The sequence below is a fragment of the Leifsonia tongyongensis genome (assembly GCF_010686705.1).
Taxonomy (GTDB): domain Bacteria; phylum Actinomycetota; class Actinomycetes; order Actinomycetales; family Microbacteriaceae; genus Diaminobutyricibacter; species Diaminobutyricibacter tongyongensis.
Genome location: NZ_JAAGWY010000003.1, coordinates 302,546 through 319,012 on the forward strand (window position 1 = coordinate 302,546; position 16,467 = coordinate 319,012).

Here is a 16,467-nt window from a genome sequence, read left to right on the forward strand (position 1 = left end):
ATTCGCGTGTCAGGCGGCTTCGCGCGCCAGCGGCGCATCCTCGTCGTCGGCCCACTCGTTGAGGGAGCCGTCGTAGATCGCGACATCGGTGCGTCCGAGCAGCGCCAGCACCAGTGCATCCGCCGCCGCCGCGATGCCGCCCCCGCAGTAGCTGACGATCGGGTCGGGCGAGGCCAGGACAGCCGCGAACGTGGCGCGCAGGTCCGCCAAGGGCAGGAGGGCGTTCGTCTCGCGCGAGACGAGCCGGCCGGCCGGGGCGTTCACGCTGCCGGGGATGTGGCCGAGCCGGCCCCGCTGTCCCGCTTCGCCGGCGAATTCCTTCGGCGGCACGGCGCAGACGAGTGTCGCACGCTCGTCGCCGTTCACGACGGATTCGACGTACGCCTTGTCGACCCACAGGTCTGGGCGCTCGTCGGCGGTGAAACCTGCCGCCCGGCGGGGCTCGACGTTGCCGAGTTCGGTCGCTCGGCCTTCGGCCTTCCACTTGGTCAGGCCACCGTCGAGGATCGCCACCCGGTCGTAGCCGAAGGCACGGAAGAGCCACCAGACCCGCGCTGCCCAGGTTCCGACGGCGCTGTCGTAGACGATCACGGTGGTCTCGTTGTCGACCCCGACGGATGCGGCCGCCGCGACGAACTGCTCGTCGTCCGGGCGGCTGAACGCGTAGGCGCCGGCCGGGTCGCTGAAAGTCTCCAGGAGGTCGGCGAAAACCGAGCCGGGGATGTGGCCGTCGACGAGGTACTGGTCGAGCCCGCTCAGCCAGGCCAGCCCGCCGTGCGGGTGCGGCACCTGAAGCACCGTCGCGTCGAGGATGACGAGCCCGTCGGAGCCCAGGTGGTCGGCGAGCCATTGCGTCGACACGGTCGGCCCGTCGAGGGCGGCGCCGACGATCGGGCTGGTCGGGTCGGTGGAGGCGGATGCGGTTGAGCTGGTCACGCGTCCACGGTAGCCAGTCCCGGCGTGGCGCGCTCTCGCACCCGCAACACGTCGTAACGAGAGGAGCGCGTCAGCACTCGATGACGTTGACGGCGAGTCCGCCTTCGCTGGTCTCCTTGTACTTCGTGGACATGTCGAGCCCGGTCTGGCGCATCGTCTCGATCACGGTGTCGAGCGAGACCAGGTGGATCCCGTCGCCGTGGAGGGCGAGCCTGGCCGCAGAGACGGCGGTCGACGAGGCGATGGCGTTGCGTTCGATGCAGGGGATCTGTACCAGGCCGCCGACCGGGTCGCAGGTGAGTCCGAGGTGGTGTTCCATCGCGATCTCGGCCGCGTTCTCCACCTGGCGTGGGGTGCCGCCCAGCACTGCGCACAGGGCCCCGGCGGCCATCGCGCAGGCCGATCCGACTTCGGCCTGGCAGCCGCCTTCGGCTCCGGAGATCGATGCGTTCGCCTTGAACAGCGAGCCGATCGCGGTGGCCGTGAGCAGGTACTTCCGGATGCCCTCCTGCGACGCTCCGGGAACGAAGCGCATGTAGTAGTGCGCGACGGCCGGCACGATTCCTGCGGCGCCGTTCGTGGGCGCTGTCACCACGCGCCCGCCGGATGCGTTCTCTTCGTTGACCGCGAGAGCGAACGCGTGCAGCCATTCGATGGAGGTGTCGCGCTGGGGCTCACGGTCTGCCACCTCGAGGTGCTCGCGCAGTGCCGCCGCCCGGCGCCTCACGCCCAGTCCGCCCGGGAGTGTTCCGCCGCCGGCGAGACCGTTCGCCACGCATTCGGCCATCGCCGACCAGATCAGGTCGAGCCTTTCGATGGTCTGCTGCTCGCCGTGCAGGGCGAACTCGTTGAGCCGCGCCACCTCGCAGATGGGGATGTCGAGATCGTCGCAGATCCCGATGAGCTGTTCGGACGTGTGGTACGGCAGCGGATGCGCGGCCCGGGCCGCCAGTTCGGCCTCTTCGCCGTCGCGCCGGATGAACCCGCCCCCGATCGAGTAGTAGGTCTCTTCGACGAGGGGGAGCACGTCGGTCGTCCCGTCGGGTCCGGGGCCCCACGCGCTGAGCGTGAGGGCGTTGGGGTGGCCGGGCAGGCGCGTGCGCGGCTCGAACGAGATATCGTCTTTGGCGATCGGGATGCGGTGGGTGCCGGCCAGCAGGAGCGTCGCGTCTGCGCCGAGGTCGGCCCACGAGCCGCGGACCTGGGCTGGGTCGCAGTTCTCCGGGGCGATGTCGGCGAGGCCCGCGAGGATCGCATCCGGAGTTCCGTGGCCGATGCCGGTCGCCCCGAGCGACCCGTAGAGGGTGCAGGTGACATGGCTCACCTGGTCGAGGACTCCGACGTCGACGAGTCCGCCCGCGAATGCGCGCGCCGCTCTCATCGGCCCGACGGTGTGGGAACTCGAGGGGCCGATACCGATCGAGAAGAGGTCGAAGGCCGAGACGTACGCTGTCACATTTCCAGTCTACGTTCCCATTCGCGCATGATTCGTGCGCGGATGCGCAGAAGCACGCACGATTCCGCTGACCCCAGAAATAAGCAACCGGGGTTGACAAATCCGAGATAGCAACCTAGGTTGCTTATATGCCTCCCATCACACCGGACCCCATCGGGGGAGTCGCAGACGGACTGGCCTCGGTCGTCGCGCTCCGCGAACTCGCCGATCGGCTCGAAGACGCCGAAGTCGAACGCGCCCTCCGCGAGGGCTGGAGCTGGAGCCAGGTCGCCGAAGCCCTCGGGGTGAGCCGGCAGGCCGTCCACAAGAAGCACCTGCGCCGTATCGCCGACGCAGGAATCGACCTCAGGAGACGAAATGGATGAGTCGAACTTCCCCCGCACGCTCCGGCCGATCATCCTCCGCGCCGTGAGCGAAGCGCAGCGTCGCGGCGACAGCGCCGTCGAAGCGGAGCACCTCCTGCTCGCGCTGGCCGACGACAGCGACCGCGAGCCCGCTGCGACGTTCGCGGCGGTCGGACTCGATCACGCAGGCATCATCCGGGCGCTCCGTGCCGAGCGCGTCGCAAGCCTCGAAGCGGCCGGCGTGACGCCCGTGCCGGAGGACCGACTCGTATCGGCCGCCCGAATCACCCGTCCGCGCTGGGGCGCGTCGGCGCGCCAGGCCATGGTCGCCGCCTCCCGGATGCGCACGGGCCCCGAACGGCGACGGCGCATGGCGGAGAAAGATCTGGCGATCGCGTTGCTCGACCTCCAGCTCGGAACAGTTCCCCGGGCACTCGAACTCGCCGGGATCGACCGCACAGCACTCGTCGCCGCACTCTCCGGTTGAGGGTCGGCCGCCCATCCGGTCCACTTTCACGCGTGAGACGAGCCTGTAAGCGCCGCGTAAGCGGCGTGTAAGCGGGCTGCCCCACCATGGACATCGCACCACGAATCCACAGGAAGGATCATCATGACCACCAGCTCCGACTGGGCTGTCGAAGCCCACGGGCTCGTCAAGGTCTTCGGCGACAACCGTGCGGTCGACGGCGTCGACCTCAGTGTCCGTGCCGGGACGGTCTACGGCGTGCTCGGCCCGAACGGGGCCGGCAAGACGACGACCATCAGCATGCTCGCCACCCTGCTCAAGCCCGATGGCGGGACGGCCACGATCTTCGGCCACGACGTGCGCCGCGAGCAGCAGATCGTTCGCCAGCTCATCGGCGTGACGGCGCAGTTCGCCTCGGTGGACGAGCGCCTGTCGGCGACCGAGAACCTCGTCATCTTCTCGCGCCTCCTCGGTCTCAGCCGGTCGGAGGCGAAGCGCAAGAGCGCCGAGCTGCTCGAGGAGTTCGGTCTCACCGATGCCGCGAAGCGCCCGCTGAGCAAATTCTCCGGCGGGATGCGCCGCCGCCTCGACCTCGCGGCCAGCCTGATCGCGCAGCCGCCGCTCATCTTCCTCGACGAGCCGACGACCGGGCTCGACCCGCGCACGCGCGCCCAGATGTGGGACACCATCCGCCGCCTGGTCGCCACGGGCTCCACGGTTCTCCTGACCACCCAGTACCTCGACGAGGCGGACCAGCTCGCCGACCGCATCGCGGTCATCGACCGCGGCCGCGTGGTCGCCGAAGGCACCGCAGACGAACTGAAGGCCTCCGTCGGCGAGTCGTCACTGCAACTGCGCCTCGCCGATCGGGCCGACATGGAGGATGCGCGCCGCGCGATCACCTCGGTGCTCGGGGTCGAGTCGGTCGTCTCGCCGGAAGGCACCCGGGTCACGGCCCCCATGCGCAACCCCGACACCGTCGCCGAACTCCTGGTCACCTTCCGGGAGGCCGGCATCCACCTCACCGAGCTGTCGGTGCAGAAGCCGACCCTCGACGAGGTGTTCCTGACACTCACCGGTCACGGTGTCGACGACGAGAAATCCGGCTCCGACGAGGACGCCGCCGAAGCAGAAAGGGTCAGCGCATGAGCGCCGTCACCCTCAACACACCGACCATCACCCCGCCGTCGCAACGGAATCTCCGCAACCATGTGAGCATCCGCCAGTCGTTCGCGAACTCGTTCACGATGGCCTACCGCGGCGTGCTCAAGATCAAGCGCACGCCCGAGCAGCTCTTCGATGTGACGCTCCAGCCGATCATCTTCACCGTGATGTTCGCGTACCTGTTCGGTGGCGCGATCTCCGGCAGCGTGGAGAACTATCTGCCAGCGCTCATCCCGGGAATCCTGGTACAGACCGTGATCACGACGTCCGTGGTCACGGGTGTGCAGCTGCGCGAAGACATGGACAAAGGTGTTTTCGACAGGTTCAAGTCACTGCCGATCGCACGAATAGCGCCACTTGCAGGCGCTTTGCTCGCCGATACGATCCGCTATGCGATCGCCACCACCATCACGTTCGCGGTCGGATTCCTGATGGGCTACCACCCCAAGGCCGGGTTCGGCTTCGTCGTGTTGGCCGGGATGCTGGTGATCGTCTCGTCCTGGGCGATCAGCTGGATCTTCGCCTTCTTCGGCGTCATCGCCAGAACAGCGAGCTCAGTCCAGGGCATCTCGTTCCTGATCCTGTTCCCGCTGACGTTCCTCTCGAACGCGTACGTGCCGGTCGACACTTTGCCGGGCTGGCTCCAGACCTTCGTCAACATCAACCCGGTGTCGCACCTCGTCACCGCAGTGCGCGACCTGGCCAACAACGGGACCTTCGGAGCCGAGGGCTGGCTGGCGATCCTCGGCGCTGCGGTCATCGTGCTGGTGTTCGCACCGCTCACGGTGCGCGCCTACATGCGCAAGGCGTAGCGCAGCAGGTCGATCACGCGGTCGACGGCTTCGTCACGGGTGAGGGATGCGGCGGATGACAGGGCGGCCTCGACCGCCTCGTCACCCCACGCATCCCTCACTTCGCGTTCGAGGATGGGGCGTTCGAGCGACCGGAGGTCCTGGCGGGCGTTGAGGCGCGCGGAGAGGCCGAAGAGCTCCAGCCCCGCTTCGACCCGTTCGGCGCTCGGTTCGGCGTCGCCGCGCTCCCAGAGGGTCCACGCCGCGAGACCTGCTACTGCGGATCCGAGCACGGGTCTGTCGACGTAGGCGGACCGCATCCGGTACTGGACGAGCACGCGAGTGCGGAGATCCCGCGCGACCCCGTCGATGAAGGTGTAATCGGAAACCTGGGCGCGGATGTGCGCGAGCAGGCACGCTGCCGACACGATGTTCAGCCAGGGGGCGGGTCCTGGGACCGCTGACGGATCGGTCGTGGCGAACACCGCGACCGCCTCCCGGTACTGGGCCAGGCCCGACTCGACGCGCCCGGTCACGAGGTCGATCTCGGCCAGCCCGCTCCGCCCGATCGCGCGGAGGTCGAGGAAGTCGAAGCCGAGGGCATCGGCATCGTCGGTCGCGAAACGTTCCAGGATGGGCCGGCCCCGGTCGAGGTCCCCGGTCGCGACGGCGTTCATCGCGATCAGCCATTCGAGCTGCCGCAGGTCGCCGTCGGCCTGGAGGGAGGAGAGGCCCGCCTCGGCCCGGACCGCCCACTCGAGTGCCTCGGCCCGATGGGCGAGCTGGCTGTGCAGCTGGGTGAGCCCCTGCGCGGCCGAGGCCTGCCCCCAGGTGTCGTCGAGTCGCACGGCGAGCTCGTATGAGCGCTGCGCCTCAGCGAGCGCTACGTCCAGCTCGCCCGCGTTCTCGTGGAACTGGGCGGAGATCAACGTCGCCATCGACGCCGTCGCCGGGTCGGGGGATGCGGTGTACTCCGCGAGCAGTCCGAATCCTTCTGCCGGTCTGCCCGCGGCGAGGATGAGGTTGGTGAGCGCCTCGAGGCGCCCGTCCGGCAGCACAGTGCCGCGCTTGATGCGCTTGAGTCGCGCGAGCGCGCGGCCGGCGACGCTCGAGTCGAAGTAGAGGAAAGTCGCCCCGATCACCGCATACGTGGCGGCCGTCTCCAGCCGCTCGGCCGGCTCCGGCTCGTAGCCGCGAAGCGCTTCGAGCACAGTCGGCCCGAACGCGATGACCTCCGAATGCGCGCTCCGGAGCGTCCAGTAGTAGGCGAGGGTCGCGAACACCACGGCGACGACGTCCGGCCTGTCCTCGTCCATCGCGGAGCGGAGCACCGAGACGAGGTTGTCCTGCTCCGACGTGACGAGCTGGAAGGTATGCACCTGCTCGGCGCCGTTCAGGTGACCGAGCGACGCACTGCTGAACGCCCGTGCCCACCGGTACATCCCCTCGCGGACCAGGTCGGTCTCACCGGCCCGGATGAGGACGAGGTCGCCGAATTCGCGTACCGTCTCGAGCATCCGGTAGCGCAGGATGCCCGTCGTAGCGTCCTCGGCGACCGAGACGAGGGACTGGTTGACGAGGGCGTCGAGGTCGTCGAGGATGTCGTCCTGTGAGCCGGCCACCACCTCGGCAGCCTCCGCGCTGAACCCGTCGGGAAAACGGGACAGCCGGCGCAACAGGGCCCGCTGCGGGTCGGTGAGCAGGTTCCAGCTCCAGTCGATGACGGCGAGAAGCGTGCGGTGACGCTCGGGGGCCGTGCGCTCGCCGCTGGTCAGCAGCGCGAACCGGTTGCCGAGGCGGCGTTCGACCTCTTCGACCGACATCGAGCGGATGCGCGCGGCCGCCAGCTCGATGGCCAGCGGCAGTCCATCCAGCCGATCGCAGAGCCGCACCACGACGTCGAGGGGGAGCACGACGGCTGGGCGTGCCGCCCGCGCACGTTCCACGAACAGGGCGACCGCAGGACCGAGCGATGACAGATCGGTAGAAACCGGCGTCGACGGCACGATGTCGGTTGGTGACAGGCCACTCTTGAGCGAATCGAGCTGGTAGACACGCTCGGCGCCGATCGCAAGCGGGGCACGGCTGGTCGCGAGGATGCGCACCATGGTCGTCGAATCGAGGATGTCCGCGACCCAGGCCGCCGCCGCATCCACGATGTGCTCGCAGTTGTCGACGATGAGCAGGGTCTCCCGTTCGGCGAGCAGGCTCAGGATGCGCGACCGCAGGTCGATCCGCGCGATGGGGTCGATCGACTGCACGCGGGTCGACCGGGCCTCACGGATGCCCAGCGTGGAGGCCAGCGCCAGTCCCAGGTCGTCGCCGCTGCGCACGCTCGCCAGTTCGAGCACGATGACCGCAGGGGTGAGCACGGCGCGATTGCCGATCTCCTGGGCGAGTCGGGTCTTGCCGAGGCCCCCGGCCCCGAGGATGGTCGTGAGCCGCCCGGTCGCGACGAGGTCCTCGACCGCATCGAGGTCGTACTCGCGGCCGATCAGGGTGTTCGGAGCGGTGCGCAGCCCGATGCGGGTGCGGGCGCCGGCGACGGGCGCCGTCGGAACCTCCTCGACGAGGAGCGCAGCATTGAGTGCGACGAGCTCCGGCCCCGGCCGCGTGCCGAGGGCGTCGCGCAGGCGGGAACGGAAGTCGTCGAACGCACGGATGGCGTCGTTGCGGCGCCCCGCCGCGTCGAGCGTCAAGAGGAGTTCGCGCTGCAGACCCTCGTCGAGCGGTGAGGCGGCCAGGAGCGGATCGAGATCGGCGAGGGCCGCGGAGGTGTCGCCCTCTGCCCGGTGCGACCGTGCGCGGATCAGCAGCAGCTCGGACCGGAGGGAACCGGCGACCCGTTCGAGTTCGGATGCGAGCGGGGTCGAACCGAGTTCTGCGCCGGGGTCGCCCCGCCAGAGTGCGAGGGCCGCGGACGCGTCGTTGGCGGCGCGGGCAGGGTCGCCCGCGACCTCGGCCGCGCGTGCGCGCTCGAGGAGGGCGCGTGCCAGGCCCAGGTCGGTGTGCTCCGGAGGTACCGCGAGCGCATACCCACTGGCAGTGGATTCGAGGATGCCGTCAGCACTGGCCGTGCGGACGCGCGAGACGAGCGTCTGGAGCGCTGCGCGCTCCTGCCGGGGCGGTGCGTCATCCCAGAGGTCGTCGACCAGCGACGGGACGCTGACGGATCCGCGCGCGAGGACGAGCGAGACGATGAGGCTCTTGCCGAGGGTGCCCGAGGGCTCGGCGAGTACACCCGAGCGATCCTCGACCAGGACGGGGCCGAGGACGGCGACGCGAGGCCGCGGCCGGGTCGAGGAGTCCACTCGCCGAGTTTAGCGAGCGCGGGCGCGACGAACCGGCATCGTCCGGGGCGTGCGGCGGAGAGCGGCGATAGGCTCAGCGAGAGACGGTGCTGCAGCGAATGCGCAGCGCACTCCGGGAGGCGCACATGGCGAACGATTGGTCGGAGTTCTACACGGCGCAGGCGGGACGGGGGGTCCGCGCGACATTCGTCGCGGGACTCGAGGCACGCGACGATCTCCCGCCGGGCCGGGCGATCGACCTGGGCTGCGGCGACGGCGTGGAGACCCGCGAGCTTCTCGAACGCGGCTGGCGTGTGCTCGCCATCGACTCAGACGACGCCGTCGAAGATCGCGTCCGGTCGACGATCGGCGACGCCGCCGACGGCGCGCCCGTCGAGATCTGGCAGCGTTCGTTCGAAACCCTGACCGGGCTGCCCGAGGCCGACTTCGTCTATGCCGGGTTCGCCCTGCCGTTCTGCGACGCCTCGCATTTTCCGTACCTCTGGGCGGACATCCGCGAATCCCTCCAGCCCGGCGGCGTCTTCGCCGGCGAGTTCTTCGGCCCGGACGACGACTGGTTCGGGCGACCCGGGATGAATTTCCACGACAGCGCCGGCGTGCAGCGGATGCTCGCCGATCTCGACATCGTCCAGGTCGTCGAGGACAACCGCGACGGGCTCTCGTTCGAAGGCCCGAAGCACTGGCACGTGTTCCACGTCGTCGCTCGCAACCCCGCCTGAGGGAGCGGGCGCCGAGGCTGCGGTTCGCTTCAGCGGATGGTCTTGCGCGAGGTGATCTGCCCCGTGTCGAAGCCGAGCAGGTGCAGCCCCCCGTGGAAGCGCGCGTGCTCGATCTTGATGCAGCGGTCCATCACGACCGTCAGGCCTTTCGATTCGCCGTACTCGGCGGCGTCCTGGTTCCAGATGCCGAGCTGGACCCAGATCGTCGGGGCGCCGATCGCGACGACCTCGTCGATGACGGCGGGGATGTCGCTGCCCTTGCGGAAGACGTCGACGATGTCGGGCACTTCGGGGAGCGACGCCAGGTCGGGGTAGGCCTTCTGCCCAAGGATCTCGTCGGCATTCGGGTTCACGAAGTAGACCCGGTAGTCGCTGGACTGCTGCAGGTACGTTCCCACGAAATAGCTGGAGCGAGCCGGGTTCGGCGAGGCTCCCACGATCGCGACCGATTTCGCCGCACGAAGGATCTTCAGCCGCTCCTTGGCGTCGGGGCCGACCCAGGTGCGCTGTGACTTGAGCAGTTTGGCGAGCGGGGAGTCGGCGGGGAGCTCGCAGCTGAGGCCGTTCGCGAGCTGCACTTCGGCAACGTCTGTCATGAGTTCTCCTTCACGGCCAGCTCGAGCGCCTGGTCGAGGTCGTAGATGATGTCATCAACGTCTTCGATACCTACGCTAATCCTCACGACGCCCGGGAGGACCCCCGCGTCGACGAGTTGCTGCTCCGTGAGCTGGGCGTGAGTGGTCGAAGCCGGGTGGATGACCAGAGTCTTGGCGTCGCCGATGTTGGCGAGGTGGCTCGCGAGGTTCACCGACTCGATGAACCTCTGGCCGGCCGCGCGGCCGCCCTTGACCTCGAAGCTGAACACGCTGCCCGGGCCCTTGGGCAGGTATTTCAGCGCACGTTCGTGATGCGGATGCGCGGGGAGGCCCGCCCAGAGCACGGACTCGATCCGCGGGTCGGCGTCGAGCCACTCGGCGACGGCTCGCGCGTTGTCGACATGCGCCTGGATGCGGTAGGGGAGCGTCTCCACTCCCTGCGCGAGCAGGAACGCCGAGTGGGGCGCCAGCGTCGGACCGATGTCGCGCAGCTGTTCGGCCCGGAGCCGGGTGAGGAACGCGTACTCGCCGAAGTTGCCCGACCACTGGAGTCCGCCGTACGACGGCACCGGCTGCCCGAAGAGCGGGAACTTCTCGCTGTGCCAGTCGAAACGGCCGCTCTCGACGACGACCCCTCCGAGCGTCGTGCCATGACCGCCGAGGAACTTGGTGGCCGAATGGATGACGATGTCGGCGCCCCACTCGAACGGGCGGTTCAGGTAGGGAGTGGCGATCGTCGAGTCGATGATGAGGGGGATGCCTGCGGCGTGCGCGACCGCGGCGAGCCCTTCGATGTCGGCGATCTCGCCCGACGGGTTGGCCACCGTCTCGGCGAAGACGAGCTTGGTGCGGTCGGTGATGGCGGCGGCGTAGTCGGCCGGGTCGGCGCTCTGGACGAACGTCGTCTCGACACCGAACCGGCGCAGGGTGACGTCGAGCTGGGTGATCGACCCGCCGTACAGGTTCGCGGATGCGACGATGTGGTCCCCGGCGCCGGCGAGCGAGGCGAAGGTGATGTACTGCGCGCTGAGGCCACTTGCGGTCGCGACAGCTCCCAGGCCGCCCTCGAGGCTCGCGATGCGCTCTTCGAACGAGGCCACCGTGGGGTTGGCGAGGCGCGAGTAGATGTTGCCGTACTTCTGCAGGGCGAAGCGAGCCGCGGCATCCGCCGTGTCGTCGAAGACGAACGCGCTGGTCTGGTAGATCGGAAGTGCGCGTGCGCCCGTCACGGGGTCGGGGATGTTGCCCGCGTGAATCGCACGCGTGCGGAAGCCGTATTCGCGATCTGCCATGCGTTCACGCTACCCGAGCGTGCAGGACGCGCTGTGCCACGGTGTAACAGTCCGCAACCGGCGCCGGCGGTCGTCCCGGCGGTCGCCTCGGCGGTCTCAGCTCGAGAGCTCGACGGCTCCGAGCGCCAGTGCCGCGATGAGCACCCACGAGAGCAGCCCGACCGCGAGCGCGCGCCATCCGGTCCCCAGCAGGGTGCGGAGGCGGACCGCCGAACCGAGCCCGAACAGGGCCATCGCCAGCAGTAAGGTCTGCAGGGTGTCGGCGCCGTTCAGTACCGCAGGCGGAACCGGCAGGAACGACCGCACCAGCATGGCCGCGATGAACCCGGCGACGAACAGCGGGACGATCGGCGGCCGCTTCGCTGCAGGGTCGGGGTCGACGTGCCGGCGACGCTCGACGACCGACGTGAGCGCGACCATCGGCGCGAGCATCAGCACGCGGGTGAGCTTGACGACGAGGGCGACGGCCAGGGCCGCGGAGCCGGCGATCTGGGCGGTCGCGACGACCTGTCCGACGTCGTGGACACCGGCGCCCGCCCAGTGGCCGAACTGGACGCTCGTGAGTCCGAGCGGATGCCAGAACACCGGCAGGACGAAGATCGCCAGCGTGCCGCAGAGGGTGACGAGCGCAACCGGTGTCGCTGTCTCCTCGTCCTTCGCGCGCACCACCCCGCTCATCGCACCGATCGCCGACGCGCCGCAGATCGAGAAGCCGGTCGCGACCAGCAGAGGCTGCTGCCCGGGAAGGCGGAACAGGCGGCCGAGCCCGATCGTGCCGACGAAGGTGAGCACGACGATCACCACGGTCGTGAGGATCGTCAGCCAGCCCAGCTTCGCGATGTCGACGAGGCTCAGCTTGAGGCCGAGCAGCACGATGCCGATGCGCATCAGCCGGCGGGATGCGACGGCGAGCCCCGGCGCGAGCGACCCCGTGATCGCAGGGCGTGCGAACGGGAGCTGGCCGACGATGATGCCGAGCGCGACAGCCGCCGTCAGCAGTGGAATCGCGGGCACGAGCCAGTGGATGCCCCACGCGGCTGCAGCTGCGGCTGCGGCGGCAATCAGCCCGGGAAGCCACGCGAGCGTGGATCGCGTATCGGCGGCGGCGGCGTTCATCCCCTCTATTCTGGCCGTCCTGCCCGACCTCACTTGATCGCCGAGCACAGGCAAAGTCCGGTTATGACGGCCTCAAAACGCGAATAACCCTGTGCTCGGCGAGGCGAGGCGCCCGAGGCGAGGCGGCGAGGCGAGGCGCCCGAGGCGAGGCGGTCGAGGGCCCCGGTCAGAGGGCGGCGAGGAGCGCGGAGCCGTTGGGTACGCCGAGACCGGTGCAGGCGTCCCAGCCCGGACCGGCATCGTACGCGCCGTTGTCGCCCTTCGTGATGTCGCGGAAGCCCGGCGCGACCTGTCCCGCGCTGATCGTGTCGTAGAGCTTCGGCTGGGCCAGACCCAGTGGTCTGCCGGTCGACTGGACGAGCCGCGCGATCAGCGCGGCCCACAGCGGAGCGACCGCACTGGTGCCGCCGATCACGATCTCCTGCCCGTCGACGAGGATGCGGTAGCCGGTCTGCGGGTCGGCGTCGGCAGCCACATCCGGAACCCCGCGACCGGACGCCTGGGCCGAGGTCGGAACTCCGACATTCGCCTGCCACGCCGGTCGCGGGAAGGTGTCGCTCACGCCGCCGCCGGTCGCTCCGTTGCCCGGCCCGTTGTTCCACACGGTTTCCGACCGCACGGTGGCTGTCGAGGCGTCCGCGTTGAGTCGAGTCCCTCCGCACGCCAGTGCGTGAGGGCTGGATGCGGGGAAATCGACGTGCGGGCGACCATCGGTCTCGCGATCCGAGCTTCCGTCGTCTCCGGCGGCCGCCGTGGTTGTCGCACCGAGGGCCGCCGCGTCGACGAGCGCCTGGTCGAAGGCCGTGCGGGCCTGAGCGGTCCACTGGTCTTCGCTCTGGCCCCAGCTGATGCTGATCGCCGCAGGTGTGGGGGTCGCGTGCGCAGCGGTGACGACGGCATCGAGGAACCCGGCGTCGGTGTTGGGCGCGAAGTAGACGATGATGTGTGCGCCCGGTGCGAGGGCGCCGGCGACCTCGATGTCGAGGAGCACCTCACCGTCTGCGCCGTTCGGGTCCTGGCCGGGCACGTTCGTCGCGCCGTCGACCCCGACCGCAGTCACTGTCGGCGGCGTGATCCCGAGACCGCCGAAGTAGGCGTCGAGGTCGCTCTGCGCGAAGCCGCCCCCGAGTTCGATGATCGCGATGGTGGTGCCGGAGCCGTCCGTGTTCGGGGGGAACGAGTAGATCGCGCCCAGTTCGATCGGCGTGTAGCTGGTGTTCACGGCTGCCGGCATCGCGACGCGGAAGAGCGCGCGCGCCTGTGGCCGGTCGTCGAGTCCGATCACAGCGGTGACGACCCCGCTGAGTACGGAGGGCACGCTGAGTCCGCCGGTGCGGTGCCGGTGGGTGACCGCGTTGTCGTTCGCGTCGACGCTGGTGGCGAGGCCGAGGTCGGTGCCGAACACCCGGCTGAGGAGGGCCGCCGTGCCGGACACCCTGACCCGTCGATCGGCCACGCTGCTGTCGATCACCGTGACGCCCAGCGACTCGAGCGTCGATGTGACGAGTTGGAGGTCGGCCGGGTCGGCGCCGTACCGGGCAGCGAACTCGTCGGGCGGAAGCGGATTCGTGAGCACGTCTTCCGGAACTTCTGCGCGACGACGGACGATGAGGGTCGCCTGGATCGGTGTCTCGGGCGGAAGCGGCTCCGAGGAGGTGACTCCGGGAGCGGGGGCCCGCTCGCTTCCGGGGAGCGGCGTCAGGTCGAGCGGTTCGTTCTCGTGTGGAGTGGCCATGTCCCCGGTCTACCACCGCTCACCGACACCCGACACCCTGAACGGCCTATCGCCAGCTGGGTAGCCAGATGTGCAGCTGCCAGAACCAGAACGGAACCTGCTGGGCAGTCCAGATCGAATAGAAGAACACACTCACCGCAGCCGTGATGGCGAGGTAGATCGCGACCGTGAGGATGCCGCGCTTGCGCCGCCACGCCGCATCCGTCGGCTTGCCGAGAATCAGCGCGATGACGAAGGTCAGCGCCAGGATCAGGTAGGGCTCGAACGCGATCGTATAGAACTGGAACACCGTGCGGTTGATGTACAGCAGCCACGGCAGGTAGCCGGCGGCCACGCCGGTGAGGATCAGACCGACACGCCATTCGCGGTATCGGATGAGCCGGTAGACCAGGTAGAAGACAGCCGCGGCCGCAGCCCACCAGATCAGCGGATTCCCGACCGAGGTGATGGCGGAGGAGCACGACGATGACGTGCAGCCGTCCTGTCCGAGCACGGTTCCCTGGTAGTACATGCTCGTCGGCCGGATCATGAAGAGCCAGGTCAGCGGGTTCGCCTGGTACGGGTGCGGCACGTGCAGGTTGATGCTGTAGTTGTACATCTCCGTTTGGTAGTGCCACAGGTTCTGGAGCCAGTGCGGGACCCAGGCCAGTACGCCCTCCCAGGGCTTGCCGACCGTGGTGGCCCACGACCGGTCGTAGCCGCCTTTCGTGACGATCCAGCCCGACCAGGTCGCGACGTAGCTGACGAGAGCGATGGGGACCATGAGCACGAAGGTGGCAGGTGCCTGCTTGAGGATGCTGCCCGAGATCCAGAACGGCAGGCCGGCGCGGCGCCTGGCCACCGCATCCACGATCACCGTGTAGATCGCGAAGATCGCGAGGAAGTACAGCCCGGTCCACTTGACACCGGCGCACAGCCCGCACAGGATGCCCGCCGCGATCAGCCAGGGACGCCACCAGACCACGGGGCCCCACGCCGGTTCGCCGGTCCGCCTTTGCTCCGCGACTTTCGCGGCGAGGCGTGTTGCGTGCCAGTCGCGGTCGAGAAGGATGCACCAGAAGGCGAGCAGGGCGAAGAGCATCACCGAGTTGTCGAGGATCGCGACGCGGCTCATCACGATCGCGTGCCCGTCGATCGCCATCAGGAACCCGGCGATCACGGCCAGGATGGTCGAACGGAACAGTTTGCGCGCGATGAGCATGAGCACCACGACCGCGAGGATGCCGACGACCGCCGTGCTGACGCGCCAGCCGAAACTGTTCCCCGCACCGTAGGCCGCGAGCCCCAGCGCGATGATCCACTTGCCGAGCGGAGGGTGCGCTACGAACGACGGCGCCGTTGCATAGATGTTCGTGTTGCCGTCGTTGAAGCTCAGGTCTGCTTTGTCGGGCCAGCTGCCCTCATAGCCGAGATGCAGGAGCGTCCAGGCGTCCTTCACGTAGAAGGTCTCGTCGAATACCAGGGCGTGCGGGTTCGCCAGGTTCCACAGTCGGAGCACGGCCGCGAGCAGGGTCACCGCCAGCGGACCGCCCCAGTACCAGAGCTTCAGGCGCAGCGGAGTCCGCAGGGTGCGCGCCCACCAGTGGTCGAGGCGGCTGCCGGTCGGTTCGGCGACGACGGCGTCGAAGCCGATTGTGGGAGTCCTGGTCACGCTGCAATGTTAGTGAGGTCCGCCTGTCAGACTGGGCTGATGATCATCCTCGCCGCCACTCCCATAGGCAATCTGAAGGATGCGTCGATGCGTCTGGTCGAGACGCTCGGCACGGTCGGGATCGTCGCATCCGAGGACACGAGGGTCACGCAGCGACTGCTTGCGGGCCTCGGGGTGGAGAACCGGCCGCGGCTCATCGCCCTGCACGATCACAACGAGCGCGACCGCGCTGGGGAGCTGGTCGAGCTGGCACGGGAGTCGGATGTGCTGGTCCTCAGCGACGCGGGCATGCCGACCGTGTCCGACCCCGGCTTCCACCTGGTCGAGGCCGCGGCCGCCGCCGGGGTTGCCGTGACAGCGCTGCCCGGCCCGTCGGCCGTGATCACCGCGCTCGCCGTCTCCGGCCTCCCGACCGACCGTTTCACTTTCGAAGGATTCCTCCCGCGCAAACAGGGCGAGCGGATGAGCGCGTTGCGCGCTCTCACCGGCGAGCGCCGCACCATGGTCTTCTTCGAGTCGCCGAACCGGCTTGCCGCCGCGCTCGCCGATGTCGCCTCGGTGCTGGGCTCCGACCGCCGGGTCGTCGTCTGCCGTGAACTCACGAAGATGTTCGAGGAGGTGCGCAGAGGGACCGCCGCCGAGCTGGCGGCGTGGGCGGCGGATGGCGTTCGCGGTGAGATCTGCATCGTCGTCGAGGGCGCACCCGAGGCCGTCGCCGACCTCGAGACCGGCGTCGAGCAGGTGCTGGCTCTGGTCGCGGCGGGCACGCGCCTCAAGGACGCATCCGCCGAGGTCGCCGAGGCGACCGGGCTCGGCAGGCGCGACCTCTACCAGGCGGCGCTGGCCGCGCGCGTAACAGCCGCCGAAGGGGCTCGCCCGCGCCCGTAGGA

At 69.2% G+C, this 16,467-nt stretch carries 14 protein-coding genes; 6 read left to right on the plus strand and 8 right to left on the minus strand.

Annotated elements, in window-relative coordinates:
- Positions 1-9 precede the first annotated feature (9 nt).
- A complete protein-coding gene (locus G3T36_RS20180; RefSeq protein ID WP_163290587.1) occupies positions 10-936 on the minus strand; it encodes a rhodanese-like domain-containing protein in 927 nt (308 codons plus the stop codon).
- 70 nt (positions 937-1,006) lie between these two features.
- Positions 1,007-2,392, minus strand: a complete 1,386-nt coding sequence (locus tag G3T36_RS14855) for an L-serine ammonia-lyase (protein WP_163290588.1) — start codon at positions 2,390-2,392, stop codon at positions 1,007-1,009.
- Between the two features lie 128 nt (positions 2,393-2,520).
- Here G3T36_RS14855 and G3T36_RS14860 point away from each other — a divergent pair, with 128 nt between their 5' ends.
- From G3T36_RS14860 to G3T36_RS14875, 4 genes are all read left to right on the plus strand, one after another.
- Positions 2,521-2,757 (plus strand): helix-turn-helix domain-containing protein, encoded by a 237-nt coding sequence (locus G3T36_RS14860; protein WP_163290589.1) that lies wholly within the window; start codon positions 2,521-2,523, stop codon positions 2,755-2,757.
- Complete coding sequence (locus G3T36_RS14865; RefSeq protein ID WP_163290590.1) at positions 2,750-3,223, plus strand: Clp protease N-terminal domain-containing protein; 474 nt, start codon at positions 2,750-2,752, stop codon at positions 3,221-3,223. Before G3T36_RS14860 ends, G3T36_RS14865 begins: the two co-directional genes overlap by 8 nt.
- 123 nt (positions 3,224-3,346) lie before the next feature.
- Positions 3,347-4,351: an ATP-binding cassette domain-containing protein gene (locus tag G3T36_RS14870; protein ID WP_163290591.1), complete on the plus strand. Its 1,005-nt coding sequence runs from the start codon at positions 3,347-3,349 to the stop codon at positions 4,349-4,351.
- Positions 4,348-5,178 carry an ABC transporter permease gene (locus G3T36_RS14875; protein ID WP_163290592.1) on the plus strand — a complete coding sequence of 277 codons (831 nt, stop codon included), beginning with the start codon at positions 4,348-4,350 and terminating at the stop codon, positions 5,176-5,178. Before G3T36_RS14870 ends, G3T36_RS14875 begins: the two co-directional genes overlap by 4 nt.
- On the opposite strand, the gene G3T36_RS14880 is transcribed toward G3T36_RS14875, so the two are convergent.
- Positions 5,160-8,468 carry a BTAD domain-containing putative transcriptional regulator gene (locus G3T36_RS14880; protein WP_163290593.1) on the minus strand — a complete coding sequence of 1,103 codons (3,309 nt, stop codon included), beginning with the start codon at positions 8,466-8,468 and terminating at the stop codon, positions 5,160-5,162. The genes G3T36_RS14875 and G3T36_RS14880 overlap by 19 nt on opposite strands.
- Positions 8,469-8,593: 125 nt before the next feature.
- On the opposite strand from G3T36_RS14880, the gene G3T36_RS14885 reads away from it, so the two are divergent.
- Complete coding sequence (locus tag G3T36_RS14885) at positions 8,594-9,187, plus strand: class I SAM-dependent methyltransferase (protein WP_163290594.1); 594 nt, start codon at positions 8,594-8,596, stop codon at positions 9,185-9,187.
- Positions 9,188-9,216: 29 nt separating this feature from the next.
- Here G3T36_RS14885 and G3T36_RS14890 read toward each other — a convergent pair whose 3' ends face one another.
- From G3T36_RS14890 to G3T36_RS14910, 5 genes are all read right to left on the minus strand, one after another.
- Positions 9,217-9,783 carry a CoA-binding protein gene (locus tag G3T36_RS14890; protein ID WP_163290595.1) on the minus strand — a complete coding sequence of 189 codons (567 nt, stop codon included), beginning with the start codon at positions 9,781-9,783 and terminating at the stop codon, positions 9,217-9,219.
- The gene (locus tag G3T36_RS14895; protein ID WP_163290596.1) at positions 9,780-11,075 is read right to left on the minus strand and encodes an O-acetylhomoserine aminocarboxypropyltransferase/cysteine synthase family protein; all 1,296 of its coding nucleotides are present in this window, start codon (positions 11,073-11,075) and stop codon (positions 9,780-9,782) included. The genes G3T36_RS14890 and G3T36_RS14895 overlap by 4 nt, the downstream gene beginning before the upstream one ends.
- A 96-nt stretch (positions 11,076-11,171) precedes the next feature.
- Positions 11,172-12,191 (minus strand): YeiH family protein, encoded by a 1,020-nt coding sequence (locus G3T36_RS14900; RefSeq protein WP_163290597.1) that lies wholly within the window; start codon positions 12,189-12,191, stop codon positions 11,172-11,174.
- Between the two features lie 166 nt (positions 12,192-12,357).
- The gene (locus tag G3T36_RS14905; RefSeq protein WP_163290598.1) at positions 12,358-13,926 is read right to left on the minus strand and encodes a S53 family peptidase; all 1,569 of its coding nucleotides are present in this window, start codon (positions 13,924-13,926) and stop codon (positions 12,358-12,360) included.
- Between the two features lie 46 nt (positions 13,927-13,972).
- A complete protein-coding gene (locus tag G3T36_RS14910) occupies positions 13,973-15,577 on the minus strand; it encodes a phospholipid carrier-dependent glycosyltransferase (protein ID WP_163290599.1) in 1,605 nt (534 codons plus the stop codon).
- 39 nt (positions 15,578-15,616) lie between these two features.
- Here G3T36_RS14910 and rsmI point away from each other — a divergent pair, with 39 nt between their 5' ends.
- Positions 15,617-16,465: a 16S rRNA (cytidine(1402)-2'-O)-methyltransferase gene (gene rsmI, locus G3T36_RS14915; protein WP_163290600.1), complete on the plus strand. Its 849-nt coding sequence runs from the start codon at positions 15,617-15,619 to the stop codon at positions 16,463-16,465.
- Positions 16,466-16,467 lie beyond the last annotated feature (2 nt).